Genomic DNA, 14,186 nt, shown 5'->3' with positions numbered 1-14,186 from the left:
CGTTTAACCGGCAGAAGAAAATTTATTTTTTCTGCGTTGCGATGATTCCCGAACGGCAAGCTTTGGCTTTAGCACCCGTTCTATGTTGCTCAAATCCTCTTCGTGGTGCATTTGTTCAATGAACAATTTGGCGGCTGTCTTGCCAAGTTCAAACGCCGGCTGATCAACGCTGGAAATAGAAGGCGAAAGCAGGCTGGTTATCGGTTCGTTGTTAAAGCCAACAAGACCAATGTCGGCCGGCATGCGCAGACCTTTTTCTTTTATTGCAAGCATAGCGCCAATGGCCATTCGGTCACTGATGGTAAAGATGGCATCGGGATGTTTTTTGCGCTTTAGTAATTCGATAGTTGTCTCGTAGGCATCTTGTTGATTAAAGCTGCAATGAAGAATCAATTCGGCGTTGGGCTTTACCTTGAATTTCTTCAACGCTTTCAAATAGCCCTCCAGCCGGTCGTTGCTGATAGCAAGGTTTTTGGGTCCTGCAAGAATTGCAATGTTCTTGTAACCCTGTTCAATCAAATGTTCTGTGGCTAAGTAACCGCCTTCCACGTTGTCAAGCTTTACCTTGGGTGCAACAAGGTCGCTGCTCACGCGGTCAAACACCACCATCGGCATTTTCTTTTGCTGTATTTTTTTGAAGTGGTCAAACACTTTTGTTTCGCTTGAAACCGATACAATAAAACCGTCCACCAGGCTGTCAAGCAGGCGCCTTGTGTTCACCATCTCCCGCCCGAACGATTCGTTGCTTTGACAAACCATTACCGTATATCCTGCTTCCAACGCCACTTCGTCAATGCCGCGTACCATCGTGGCCATTACGTAATCGAGGTTGGGAACAATGACGCCGATGGTGTGCGTTTGCTTTTGCTGAAGGCTTAAGGCAAGACGGCTCGGCTGGTAGCTTAATTCTTCCGATAAAGCGAGAACGGCGTTGCGGGTTTTGGGATTTACGTCATGGGCGTTGCGCAAGGCCCGCGAGACGGTTGACGTGGAAATTTTGAGCGTTTTTGCAATGTCTTTGATGGTAGCCGGTTTGTTCATACAGCTTCGTTGATTGAAGACGAAAAGTAAAAAAGTTTTCCGGGATTGCACCGGCAACGTTACCGGCAACGCTGCCGGTAATTGTTTTGGAAACTAAAATTTTCAACATCATTTTTAGTTCAGAAACTCACCGGGTTAAAAATTGATTATGCGTTTGCTTGCTTTTGTTTTTTCCTTCATTTTTTCCGTGCCATTACAGGCGCAACACCCTGTTGCCTTTGCCACAAAGACCGAACTGGAAGGCGTGAAAAAAAGCATTGCCGCATATCCCGTTCTGCAAAAATCCTTTGCCGAAATAAAGACCGATGTTGATGCCTGGCTCGGAAGAGACATTGACGTTCCCGTGCCGAAAGATCCCGCCGGCGGTTACACTCACGACCGGCACAAAGCCAATTACACTTTAATGTTTAACAGCGGCTTGCTGTACAACCTCACCAGCGACTTTCGCTACGCAACGCTTGTGAAAAACCTGTTGCTGAAATATGCGAAGCTGAATCCTGCATTGAAGAATCATCCGCAGGCAACAAGCAGTTCGCCGGGACGAATTTTTTGGCAGGCGTTGAACGATGCCAACTGGCTTGTTTATACCGGCATGGCTTACGACCTGGTGCGCAACAGTTTAACAGCCGATGAAAGAACAAAAATTGAAAACGGCGCATTTAAACCCGAAGTAAATTTTCTCACACAAGATTTAAAGTCCTGGTTTAATCTCATTCACAACCACGGTGTGTGGGCTTGTGCAGGCGTGGGCATTGTGGGCATCGCCACCGGCAACAAAGATTACGTGGACATGGCGCTTTACGGTACGGAGAAAGACGGCAAGGCAGGCTTTTTGGCGCAGCTTAACGGGCTCTTTTCGCCCGATGGTTATTATACAGAAGGACCTTACTACATTCGTTATGCCATTCTGCCTTTTTACATTTTTGCAAACGCCCTGAACAACGTAAAACCCGAACTAAAAATATTTCAGTACCGCAACAGCATTTTGAAAAAAGCACTCGAAGCAGGTTTGCAGCAAACGAACATCAACGGACGATTTTTCCCGGTAAACGATGCGCTGAAGGAAAAAGATTTCACCTCAACCGAATTGGTGGCCGCAGTTGACATTGCCTGGGAGGTTTATGGCAAAGAAGAAGGGTTGCTTACCGTTGCCAAGAAGCAAGACCGTGTGTTGCTCAACCGTGGTGGCGCTTCCATTGCGGCAGCTTTAACAAACAGCAAAAACATTAAGCCTTATTATCCGTATAAATCCGTTGAATTTACAGACGGCGCAAAGGGTAATGAAGGCGGCATCAGTTTTTTGCGTGTGGACAAAGACGCAAATCTTACAACGCTCGTTTTCAAGTACGCTTCACACGGTCTTTCGCACGGGCATTTTGACCAGTTGGGCATCTCTTTGTTTGACAAAGGCAGCGAGATTTTACAGGATTACGGGTCGGCGCGTTTTGTAAATATCGAACAAAAATGGGGCGGCCGTTACCTGCCCGAAAACAAAGGCTACGCGGCACAAACCATCGCACACAATACAGTGGTTGTTGACGAGAAAAGCCAGTTTAATGCAAAAGAAGAAGTGGCCGAAAACTACCACGGCGAGAAGTTGTTTTCTTCGTTCGGCAATCCCGCTGTTCAGGCCATTAGCGCAAAACAGGAAAACGCCTATCCCGGTGTTTCACTTCACCGCACACTTTACCTGCTTCAATTGCCCGAAGGCAAAAAGCTGGTGGTTGATTTGTTCAACACAACATCAACTGCGCCGCATCAATACGATTTGCCGTTTCAGTACAACGGGCAGGTAATTAAAGCATCGTTCAACTACAAAGCATCAACCGCAATGCAAAAGCCTTTGGGAACAAAAAACGGTTATCAATATTTGTGGAAGGAGGCTGAAGCAAACCTTCGCGACACGCTGGCGCAATTCACGTTTTTGAACAAAAAAACCTATTATACAATTTCATCGCTGATAACTGATTCGGCACAAATCATTTTTACCCGCACCGGTGCGAACGACCCGGATTTTAACCTGCGACGCGAACCGTCGTACATCATTCGCAAACGCGGTGCGGCCGAAACTTTTGTCAACGTTATTGAAGTACACGGAGAGTTTGATCCGGTCAGCGAATTCTCAACGGCCTCTTATCCATCGGTTCAGCAAATCACACTAAAACAAAGTGACGAACAATACACCGTGGTGGAAATACGCATTGGGGAAGATGTGTTGGTGATTGCGCAATGCAACGAGGATTTTTCAACGAACAAAGAACATTCTCTGCACTTAACAAACGCAACGATAAAATGGACCGGTCCGTTCACGGTTTTGTACGACGGCAGTCCTTTGAAATAAAAAATTTTAAACAGCAATATGGAAATAACAGCAACAAAAACATTCATCAAAGACAATGATATTGAATGGGAGCCCGTGGCCGAAGGAATGAAGCGGAAGATTATGGCTTACGACAAAAGCCTGATGATGGTGAAAGTGGAATTTGAAACAGGCGGCATCGGCACGGTTCATCAACACCCACACGTGCAAATTTCACACGTAGAACGCGGTGTGTTTGAAGTAGAAATTGGCGGCGAAAAACAAATCTTGAAGGCTGGCGATGTCTTTTACGTTCCGTCGAATGTTTTGCACGGCGCGGTTTGTTTGGAAAGCGGTGTGCTCATTGACATCTTCAGCCCGATGCGCGAAGACTTTTTAAAGTAGGCGTCAGGCCGCTTCACGCGGCTAGGCACCTGCAACAACGAACGATTGTTCACTGAAAACATTCAACGTGATACAAGTTTTAGCGTGGCTCCTGCTACTGGCTTGCGGCAAGAAAACAATTCCGGACGAAACAACCCCCACAACAAACACAACAACCGTTGAGCGAACCGTTCATGTTTCCACTTCTTCGGAATTAAAAGCCGCTTTGCTGGATGCAAAACCCGGTGACGACATTGTGATGGCCGAGGGCGTTTATGCCGGCAGGTTTGTGATTGAAGCAACGGCGGCTGGCACGGTTGCAAAACCCATCGTTCTGCGCGGAAGCCGCAACGCGGTGTTGGATGCGGGCAGCATTCAAACGGGTTATGTTTTGTATTTGCAGGGAAGTTATTGGAATCTAAAAGGCTTTACCATTACCAATGGTTTGAAGGGTTTGATAATGGACGGTTCTCAACACAGCGTCATTGATGATTTGAAGATTTTTTCCATTGGAGAAGAAGCCTTGCACCTGCGCAAGTTCAGCTCAAACAACACCGTGCAGAATTGTGAAATAATGCAAACCGGGTTGAAGACTCCCGACTATGGAGAAGGTATCTACATCGGCTCTGCAAAAAACAACTGGAGCACTTATACAAACGGCGATCCGGATAAATGCGATTCAAATAAAATTCTTTCCAACACCCTTGGTCCAAGCGTTGCGGCTGAATGCATTGACGTAAAAGAAGGCACAACGGCAGGCATCATTCGTGGAAACAATTTTGATGCGACCGGCATTACCGGAGCAAATTCGGCCGATAGTTGGATTGATGTGAAAGGCAACGGTTATCTCATTGAAAACAATACCGGCACCAATCCCGGCGGAAGCATTTTTAAAGACGGTTATCAGGTGCACGTGGCGGTTTCGGGCTGGGGCAACAACAATGCATTTAAGAACAACAACTGCACGGTCAATGCAGCCGGTTATGGCTTTAACATTCAACTGAGTGGAAGCAACGGAACGTCGAGCGGCAATAAAGTTTACAGCAACAACACAGTAACGGGAGCCGCAAGTGGTGTTTCAAATATTTCATTAAGCAATTAACATGAAACTAAAAGGCCTTCGTTGGTGGATCATTGGTTTGATTGGGTTGGCAACGGTTATCAACTACATTGACCGCAGCGCCATCAACATCATGTGGCCCTACATCTACAAAGAGTTTGGCATTGCCGATGTTGACAACAAATCGGCGTTAGCCTTAATCACTACCTTCTTCATGATCGCTTACGCCATCGGGCAAACGGCAACGGGCAAAATGATGGATGCAATCGGAACACGATTAGGAATGGTGGTTTCAATATTAGGCTGGAGCATATCCATCGCCTTGCATTCCATTGCACGTTCTTTGGTTTCGTTTAATATTTTCCGCGCCATGCTTGGCCTCAGCGAAGCGGGCAACTGGCCCGGTGCAACAAAGAGCAATGCCGAATGGTTTCCGGCAAAAGAAAGAGCCATTGCGCAGGGCATTTTTGGCGCGGGTGCTTCCTTGGGTTCTGTTGTGGCAGCGCCGGCCATAGCATCTTTGTACCTTGCTTTTGGCTGGCGTGTAACGTTTATCTTAATCGCAGTATTGGGCCTTGTCTGGATTCTTCCCTGGCTCCTCGTGAACAAAGCCGCACCTGATAAGCATCCGTGGTTAACCGAAGGCGAACGGCAACACATTTTGAGCGATACCAAGCTTAAAAAAACAGAAACGGTCAAGCCTTACACCTGGCGCGAATTGTTGCAATTCAAAAACACCTGGGGCATTTTGCTTTCGCGTTTCTTTATTGATCCGGTGTGGTGGATGTTTGTGACCTGGCTGCCAACTTTTTTAAAAGAACAGTTTCATTTCGACATCAAACAAGTGGGTGCCTTTGCATGGTTGCCGTATCTGTTCGCGGCCATCGGCGGCTTGCTCGGTGGCTTTTATTCTTCCTGGCGAATCCGAAAAGGCGCAGAAGCAAGCAAGGCAAGAAAGGAAGCCGTTACCATTGGCTCTGTGTTGATGCTTTTGTCGCTTGTGCTAACGGCTTACAATCTTTCTGCCTTGAAAGAAAACATTCCCTTGGCGATTGGCTTAATCAGCACAACGCTGTTTGGCTTTCAGTTTCTCATCAACAATTTGCAAACACTACCGGCCGATTATTTCCACGGAAAGAATGTGGGAACGGTAGCGGGCATGGGCGGCACAACCGCCGTTGCCGGAACCTTGATTACAACCTGGTCTGTACCCTTCATTACAAAAACCGGTTACGTTTCCTTCTTCATTTTAGGTGCGGCGATGGTGCCGCTGGCCTGGCTTTGCATTACGTTCATTACAAGTAAGCAATCAAAACACAACAAAGAGATTTTGCGTCCCGAATTGGAAACTCGTTAACGACTAATTACTGCTGTATGAATAAAATTTTACTTTTCTTCTTTCTTCTTTTTTGCGCAATCATTGTAAAAGCGCAAACGACGTACTACTGGGTTGGAGGCGCACCGGCATCGCCGCAAAATATTTCCACGCTTTCCAATTGGAACACATCGCTTGACGGTTCCGGCGCAGCCCGTGCTTCCTCAACCGGCGCAACGGACGTACTTGTTTTTGACGGTACGAACTACGGCGGCGCTACGACAACTACCGGCATTGATTCGGTGAACCTGAACACAAGCATCACTTGCGGACAGGTAAAATTTGTGAACGGCGCCAACGTTGTTTTTGTGCGGAATGCCAGCGGCACAAGTACGTGGACCGTCAGCGGCGATGGCACAACCGCCGAAGACTTTGTAATTGAAAGCGGTTGTTCGGCCACGCTGGCCAACGGCCCCGGAAGCCAGGTAATTGTACTTGGTGGAACAAACAACAGCGGACGTGTAAGCGGCAACTTTGCGATGGTGACCGGCCTTCAGGCACGCATTGCAAACGGCATATCAACAGGGACAAGTTTGGTATTTACGAGCGGTTCAACTTTTACAACGAACATCACGGCAACATCGGCTGCTTATGCCTTTGGCAACAGTTCGCAATCAACCGAAAAGTGGGTGACCTTCCAGGCAGGTTCTACTTGTTATTACGACGGAGGCTACAGCGTGATGGCCAGCAGTTCTACGTTTCAGCCGGTAAATTTTTTATCGGGAAGCAAATTTGTTGTACGGGCTTCAAACCCTGTTGGCAGCGGCGGAACTTTTGTTAACCGCAAGGCTTTTGCAAACGTTGTCATTCAAAACGGCGCAACCTTCACAGCTGATGGTCCGGTGAATCACATTGACACATTAACCATTACTTCAGGCAGCACTTTCGTTACACATACAAGCGGGCAAACGGTAGTAGCAGGCGACTTGATTGCGGCCGGTAGTCTAACCGCACCATCAGGCAGCACGAACGAATTAATGCTAACGGGAAATAGTTTGCAAACTATTTCCGGAACCGGAACAATATCGCCTGCGTCTTTGATTGTTGCGGACAGCGCAAACGTTTTACTCAACAAAAATATTTCCGTCGCAAAGTCGGCCATCATCAACGGCAAGATTGATTTTTCAACTTCTCAATTAACCGGCACTGGAACGTTTACCGCAAAAGGTGGAACAACAGCGGTTAGCGGAACGGGCACTTTGACTTCGGGTACATACATCATCACAGGCGTAACAGGTGCAACGGGGTTAAGCCGAGGCATTACCGTAAAAGGCGCAGGCCTGTCGTCCGGTACAAGAATCACAAGCTATACCGCAAACTTTGACAGCATTTACATTTCGCGTCCAGCGTTGGCAACGGCAAGCAACGTTGCGTTAAGCTTTAACGAAGCCGCAGCTACGTTAGCGACAAGCAATGCGGCAGGTTTTGATGCAACGAACGGCTCTGTTGCGGTAAGCGATGTGAAAACCTACAACGACGGCATCAATTACATCATTAACGCTGCTACTGCAACGCCTTTTGGAATTTCAACCGGCGCAGTGGCAAACATTGTGAACGCGAACAACGTGCAATTCCACAGTGCCGCTACAACCAACGCAAGCGTTCGTATAAGCGGAAGCCTTGAAGCAACATCGGGCAAGGTCACCATTCGTCCCTTGGATTCGCTGTGGCTGCAACCCGGTGCGATTTTAAACGGAACTTACAATGCCAACTCATACTTTGTTACCGGCGTTGACGCTTCGGGCAATGTTGGTGTGTTCCGAAGGGACAACATCACCGGCAGCAATTTGTTTCCTATCGGCTCTGCATCAAATTATTTACCCGCAATGATGAATCCAACATCAACTGCTGATTTTGCGCTGAATGTTTTTGAAGGAATTACTGCCAGCGGTTTGCCAATCGGAACGCCTTTGACTTCTTTGCAAAAGCAAACTACGGTAGATGCGGTATGGAACGTGAATCGTGTGAACGGAAGCGGCAACGCAAGCCTGCAATTGCAATGGACACCGCAACTGGAAGGAACAACGCTTGCAAGCTTTGCCGATTCAGAAATCGGCATCATCAAAAACAACGGCACGTCATGGTCTTTGCCTTTTGGTACCGGCGACAACGCCGCCAATAAAGCCGATACAACCTTTACCAATTTCGGGCAGTTTAGCATTGGGGCAAGGCCGCCTGCCAATCCGTTTGTGTTTAATGCCCTGCCGTCAAAAACCTATGGCGATGCGGATTTTAGTCCCGGTGTCATCAGCAGCAACGCAACTTCACCCGTTAATTATAGCAGCAGCAATACAGCCGTAGCAACAATCGTGAACAGCAAGCTTCATATCAACGGCACAGGCACAACTATCATTACGGCAACGCAGGCTTCGGATGGCTTTTATCCGGCGGCAAACGTTTCGCAAACATTAACGGTGGCCAAAGCAGCGTTAACCATCAAAGCAGACAGAAAGACGAAACCCGAAGGCGACCCGAATCCAGCGCTTACGGCCACGTACACAGGTTTTGTTTTGAACGAAACGTCTGCTGTGTTGTCAACGCCGGCTGTTCTTTCTACTACGGCCACAACAACATCGCCGGCAGGAAATTATTTAATCACGGTAAGCGGTGCAACGGCGGCCAACTACAACATCGGCTTTGTGAACGATTCGCTGATTGTAAAACCACGTTCAACGCAAACCATTACCTTCCCTGCCTTCACTACAAAAACATACGGTGCGGCCGATTTTGCCATTGGTGCGTCAAGCAACAACAACACCATTCCAGTAACGTACACCAGCAGCAACACAGGCATTGCAACAATTGTTGGCAACAACGTTCATATCGTTGGCGCGGGAACAACAACGATTACAGCAGCACAAGCAGGCAATGATTTGTTCTTTGCCGCAACACCGGTTTCGCAAACGCTGACGGTGAACAAAGCTTCACTAACCATTCGTGCGACCGACACCACCAAAAATTATGGCGAAGCCAATCCCGCTTTCCGCCTGGCTTACACCGGTTTTGTTTTGGGTGAATCGGCAAGCGTATTGACAACGCAGCCAACTGTAAACACAACAACGCAGACGAACTCGGCGCCGGGTTATTATTCCCTTGATCCGACCGGCGCAAGCGCAGCCAATTACAACATCACGTACACATCGGGGCGATTGACGATTTATCCCGCTACCGGAACAAGTCAGGCGAACCTGCAAACCTTTATGAGCAACGGCAACACGCTTACCGTGCGCATTTATTCGGCGGCTCCCGATCTTGGCGACGTCTTTATTTATGACGTAAACGGCAAACTACTGCGGCGCAAAAACATCTTTATGGCGCAAGGCTTCGTATCCACAACTTTTGCTGTAAACGGTTTGCCTTCGGGCATATACGTGGTGCAGGTCATTGGCAAGAACACAACGCTTAAACGCACAACGCCCATCATTCATTAAAACAAGGAACATGAAAAAACTGGCGACTTATTTTATTGCATCGCTTTTTATTTTTCGCCTGCATGCGCAGGAAGACAGTGCGGTTATCAAGCCCGTTGAACTGCCCGCAGGCTTTACCTCGCAACTGAATGTGGTGTATGCGAAAGTGGGCGATTGGGACGGCAGGATGGACATTTACCTGCCGAAGAGCGAAAAGCCAACGCCGGTTGTGCTTAACATACACGGCGGCGGCTGGAACCACGGCACAAAAGAATCGCAAACCGGATTCAGCAACTTTTTTAAGGCCGGTTTTGCCGTGGTCAATGTTGAGTACCGCTTAACGCCGCAAGCTACTGCGCCTGCCGCCGTGGAAGACGTGCGGTGTGCTTTGCTTTACGTCATCAAAAACGCAAAGGCTTTGAACATTGACGTGAACAAGATCGTGGTGATGGGTTCTTCATCGGGCGGGCATTTGGCGTTAATGACCGGCATGTTGGGCAGTGATCACCGTTTTGATGGCAATTGTCCCGGCGTGAACAACGTGAAGGTTGCGGCCATCGTTGACAAGTACGGTATTACCGATGTGTGGGATTGGGGCTATGGCAAAAACATCACGAGCAAATCGGCCACGAACTGGTTGGGTAAATATGCGAAAGACCAACAGTTTGCGGCTTTGGTTTCACCAATGACTTACGTGAACAAGGCCACGCCGCCAATCTTTATTGTTCACGGCGATGCCGATCCTACGGTCCCGTATCAACAATCTGTTGACTTGCACACGAAGCTTGATGCAGCCGGAGTGACCAACCAATTTATTACCGTTCCCGGTGGCTTGCACGGCAAGTTTGACAAGGAAAAAAATGCGGAAGTAAACAAAGCGATCATTGTTTTTTTGAAGAAAGTCGGCGTGATTTGAGAGAAGCATTATGTACTTAGCTGTGGTACTACTATTGGACTGTCGTTGCGTCGCACTCTTGTACGTTCGGGAAGTTTACTGTACATGAATCAATAGCCAACCATTTGAAGCGGTTTTGTTTCAGTAACTTTCTGCAAAGCGAACGATCATGACTTCATTAAAAGAAATCAAAACCTGGTTGCAACAACCGGTAAAGGACAAAGGCACAAAAAGTCTCGTCGTTTTGTTCGAGGGACAACAGAACGCCGATAAAATAAAAGCCGCCGAATCGCTTGCAAAGGAAACCGGCAAAGAACTTCACCGCGTTGAGCTTTCGCAAATTCAAAGCAAGTACATCGGCGAAACCGAAAAGAATCTTCAACAGATTTTTGAACGGGCAAAAGAAAAGGCTTGGATATTATTTTTCGACGAAGCCGATGCCTTGTTTGGCAAAAGAACAGACGTAAAAGACTCGCACGATCGTTATGCAAACCTTGAGTCAACGTACCTGCTTCAACAAATCGAGACACATCCTGGCCTCGTCATCCTCGCCACGAACAAAAAACAAAATCTTGACCCGGCCTTTCTCCGGCGCTTTCAAATTGTACGGGTGCTTCCTGAAAACTGACTTCTCCCTGGATTCTGCAGGAGCCTCTTGCATAAATTTTGCAAAACTGCACTGTGGGAAAACTTGTTTGTAAAGCCTTAGCACTCGTTTGTTTTCGCACAGGGCATGATTTTTACGCATCTCTGCCGAAAAGCTAAATGGATTGGAGTAAGTTTTATGACAAGGCCTACAATTGGATTTTAATCGAAGGCCCGCGCATTCTTATTGGCGTGTTGCTGGTTTTGATTGGCTTGTGGCTCATCGGGTTTATCAAAAAATGGCTCAACCATCATTTCCACAAGCGTGAGGTTAACTCTTCGGTACGGCCTTTTCTTGTGAACCTGTTTGTAACAGCCCTGCAGGTTTTGTTGTTCATTGCCTTTATGCAGGTAGTGGGTTTGCAAATGACCATCTTCACAGCGGTCATTGGTGCGTTCGGTGTGGCAGCGGGATTGGCGCTTTCGGGAACCTTGCAAAACTTTACCAGCGGCGTGCTGATTTTGTTGTTGAAACCTTTTCGCATTGGCGACAACATCATTGCACAAGGCAACGAGGGCACGGTGGATACGATCCAGATTTTTTTCACCATCATGAAAACATTTGACAACCGCACCGTAATTATACCCAACAGCAAACTGTCCAATGAAATCATTGTAAACCTTAGCCGCGAAGACAAGCGGCGGATGGACATTGAAGTGAAGTTTCCGTTTACGGTAGATTTTGCGCAGGTGAAAAACATCGTGGACAAAAGCGTATCCAACGTAACAACTTTGTTAACCGATCCGGCCCACCGCGTTGGCGTAGCCGGCATTGATCCTGACGGGTACAAAGTAATGATCAACGTATGGTCGCATGCGCACGGATTTGTGGATACAAAACTGTTGCTGCAAGAACGAATCGTTGATGATTTGAAAAGCAGCGGCATTAAATTGCCGGGACTGTGATGCTTTAATCAAAGTCGGCCGTTACACGTTTGCGCCGCCGTTGCCAACGGTCAACTCAACACATGGTTTTCTTTGTTACCGAGTCCTTTTTAATAAAGCAAGTTCTCCCGCATTTTTTCCGCATCCAATCCCGCCAATGTTTTTATTTCATCGCGACATTTGTTGCAACCGTATCTCTCTGCGGCCGTTAACAAAAGCGGATAGCCTTCTTCAAAATCAAAGGGCTTTATTTGTTGTCCTGTCCACTCTTTTTGTTTAGAAATATAAGGATGAAAATAATCAAAGCCTTTTTTCAGCGAAGCGCCGGAAGGAGAGGTATAATGCCAAAGATCGAAGCCGTTTTTCCCGGCCATTGAAGCAACCATGAAGAAAGCGTGAAGGTCAAATACGTTGTAATGAAGAGCGATGGTGCGCTCCATTTCTTTCGGAAATTTTCCTTCTTCGTCCATCTGTGCGTCGAGGCGTTTCGTAACGTTTTGCACAATGCTTTTTGCCGCTTCTTTGTCGTTAATGAACAAAGCAAGCGACAAGCGCAAGGCATCGTAATACGTGCCGTGATTGTTCTTCGCATTCATTTCGTCTTTGCCGGTTGAACTCGTTTGCATCCAGTTTAAAAAATCAGCAAACCATTTTTGCATACCCGTTTGATCAGCCTTTGTCCAAGCCTTTGAGCCTTGCAGCAAACCAATGGCGTCAACCACATTCATAAAATGCCGCGCATCAATCAAACCCGCGCCACGTCCGTTGTTCACGCCTTTGATGGCTTGCGCAAAATTCAGGTTCGGGTTCATCTTTGTGTCTGCGTTCAGAAACCAGACTTCCAAAAGCTTGGCTGCGTGTGCGGCGTATTTTTCATCGCCCGAAAAATAATAGGCAAGGCCAAGCGTGTGCACGAGTTCGCACATCTTCGGCATGTATTCTTTGTCCTTGTAATCTTTCACTTCTGGATTGGTTTGGCCGTCTTTGCGGATGTAAGGCAGACCGTCGTTCTTTATTGGGTCGGGCCAGAAGTAAGGCGCAAGGCTCATGTAATCGTGCCTGTCGCCGCTGGGCGGATTGTTTTTCTTTTCCATCACGCTAAACGGTCCTTCGTTCAGGGCTTTGTCTGCGTCTTTCAACAGCTTTTTGTATGCCGGCATCAGTGCTGCGTCCTTTACATTGATGGCTGCTTTCTTCTGGCTCAGCACATCAGCATTTAAAATAAAAACGGCTGGCGATTGCGGTGGCACGCTGTTGCCTTTTGTGGCCGTGCACGCAGCGAAGAGGAGAGAAGCGACCAAAAGAAAATTTTTCATGGAAGTTCTTTTTGTTATTCGTATTTAACCGCAGAGAAGCAGCGATGCAGAACGTTCGCAAAGACTCTCTGCGTGACTCCGTTAACTCTCAGCGGTTTCATTATACGCTTACGAGAAATACGTGCCGCCGTTGATGTCAATGTTTGTGCCGGTAATGAAGGACGCTTCATCCGATGCGAGATAAATCACCAAATCAGCAACGTCTTTTGCATCGCCTTGTCTGCGCAACGGCGTAGATGCCGCAACGTTTGTTCTGATTTCCGGTTTCGTAAAACGATCGTGGAATGATGTAGCAATCATGCCCGGCGCTACTGCGTTTACGCGAATGCCTTTTGGCCCGAGTTCTTTTGCCATCGCTCTTGTATAAGTCATTACTGCGCCTTTGGCTGTGGCGTACAACGATGCACCGCCGCCACCACCGTCGCGGCCTGCCTGCGAACTAAAGTTGATGATGCTTGAACCCGCGGGCATTGCACCGACGCATGCTTTTGTTGTAAAGAAGATGCTCTTCAGGTTTACGTCCATCACCAGGTTGTACCATTCTTCATCCTGTTCTTCAATGGTTTTTCGGCCGAACAAACCGCCAACGACATTTGTCAAAATATGTATCTCTTTACCGAAAGCTTTTTTTGTTTCGTCAATTAAGTTGACTACTTCAGTCCATTTGGTCATGTCGCCTTTCACGGCGATGGCTTCACCGCCTTCGTCTTTAATTTGTTTTGCTACTTTAGTTGCTTCGCTCTCGCTGCCAAAATAATTCACAACGACTTTTGCGCCTTCTTTTGCCAAGCGCAGCGATACTTCACGGCCGATGTCTCTAGCTCCTCCGGTTACAATCGCAACTTTTCCTTTCAGTTTCATGTTGTTTGGTTTAAT

11 protein-coding genes are annotated in these 14,186 nt (G+C 47.6%); 8 read left to right on the top strand and 3 right to left on the bottom strand.

Translation table 11 applies throughout. The features are described 5' to 3' along the window. Positions 1-3 precede the first annotated feature (3 nt). The gene (locus FSB75_RS07865; protein WP_146785212.1) at positions 4-1,041 is read right to left on the bottom strand and encodes a LacI family DNA-binding transcriptional regulator; all 1,038 of its coding nucleotides are present in this window, start codon (positions 1,039-1,041) and stop codon (positions 4-6) included. A gap of 148 nt (positions 1,042-1,189) precedes the next feature. Here FSB75_RS07865 and FSB75_RS07860 point away from each other — a divergent pair, with 148 nt between their 5' ends. The 8 genes from FSB75_RS07860 to FSB75_RS07825 all read left to right on the top strand — a co-directional run bounded on the left by FSB75_RS07860 (position 1,190) and on the right by FSB75_RS07825 (position 12,015). Next, a complete protein-coding gene (locus FSB75_RS07860) occupies positions 1,190-3,382 on the top strand; it encodes a heparinase II/III domain-containing protein (protein ID WP_146785209.1) in 2,193 nt (730 codons plus the stop codon). A gap of 18 nt (positions 3,383-3,400) precedes the next feature. After that, entirely contained in the window at positions 3,401-3,745 is a 345-nt protein-coding gene (locus FSB75_RS07855; protein WP_146785206.1) for a cupin domain-containing protein, read from the top strand. A gap of 67 nt (positions 3,746-3,812) precedes the next feature. Further along, positions 3,813-4,826 (top strand): chondroitinase-B domain-containing protein, encoded by a 1,014-nt coding sequence (locus FSB75_RS07850; RefSeq protein ID WP_146785203.1) that lies wholly within the window; start codon positions 3,813-3,815, stop codon positions 4,824-4,826. 1 nt (position 4,827) lies between these two features. Next, positions 4,828-6,141, top strand: a complete 1,314-nt coding sequence (locus tag FSB75_RS07845) for an MFS transporter (protein ID WP_146785201.1) — start codon at positions 4,828-4,830, stop codon at positions 6,139-6,141. Between the two features lie 17 nt (positions 6,142-6,158). Continuing rightward, positions 6,159-9,590, top strand: a complete 3,432-nt coding sequence (locus FSB75_RS07840) for an MBG domain-containing protein (RefSeq protein ID WP_146785198.1) — start codon at positions 6,159-6,161, stop codon at positions 9,588-9,590. A gap of 10 nt (positions 9,591-9,600) precedes the next feature. Then, positions 9,601-10,485 (top strand): alpha/beta hydrolase, encoded by an 885-nt coding sequence (locus FSB75_RS07835; protein WP_146785195.1) that lies wholly within the window; start codon positions 9,601-9,603, stop codon positions 10,483-10,485. Between the two features lie 148 nt (positions 10,486-10,633). After that, positions 10,634-11,092 carry an ATP-binding protein gene (locus FSB75_RS07830; protein ID WP_146785192.1) on the top strand — a complete coding sequence of 153 codons (459 nt, stop codon included), beginning with the start codon at positions 10,634-10,636 and terminating at the stop codon, positions 11,090-11,092. A 137-nt stretch (positions 11,093-11,229) separates the two neighbouring features. Continuing rightward, positions 11,230-12,015 carry a mechanosensitive ion channel family protein gene (locus FSB75_RS07825; protein WP_146785189.1) on the top strand — a complete coding sequence of 262 codons (786 nt, stop codon included), beginning with the start codon at positions 11,230-11,232 and terminating at the stop codon, positions 12,013-12,015. 89 nt (positions 12,016-12,104) lie between these two features. Here the strand turns inward: FSB75_RS07825 and FSB75_RS07820 are convergent, their stop codons facing one another. Both FSB75_RS07820 and FSB75_RS07815 read right to left on the bottom strand, forming a co-directional pair. After that, on the bottom strand, positions 12,105-13,310 hold the full coding sequence (locus tag FSB75_RS07820; RefSeq protein ID WP_146785187.1) for an alginate lyase family protein: 1,206 nt from the start codon (positions 13,308-13,310) through the stop codon (positions 12,105-12,107). A gap of 108 nt (positions 13,311-13,418) precedes the next feature. Next, positions 13,419-14,171 carry an SDR family NAD(P)-dependent oxidoreductase gene (locus tag FSB75_RS07815; RefSeq protein WP_146785184.1) on the bottom strand — a complete coding sequence of 251 codons (753 nt, stop codon included), beginning with the start codon at positions 14,169-14,171 and terminating at the stop codon, positions 13,419-13,421. Between the last annotated feature and the right edge of the window lie 15 nt (positions 14,172-14,186).

This window comes from Flavisolibacter ginsenosidimutans, assembly GCF_007970805.1.
Taxonomy (GTDB): domain Bacteria; phylum Bacteroidota; class Bacteroidia; order Chitinophagales; family Chitinophagaceae; genus Flavisolibacter; species Flavisolibacter ginsenosidimutans.
The sequence above is the reverse complement of the archived record's forward strand: the minus strand, read 5'-3'. Positions and strand labels throughout refer to the sequence as shown.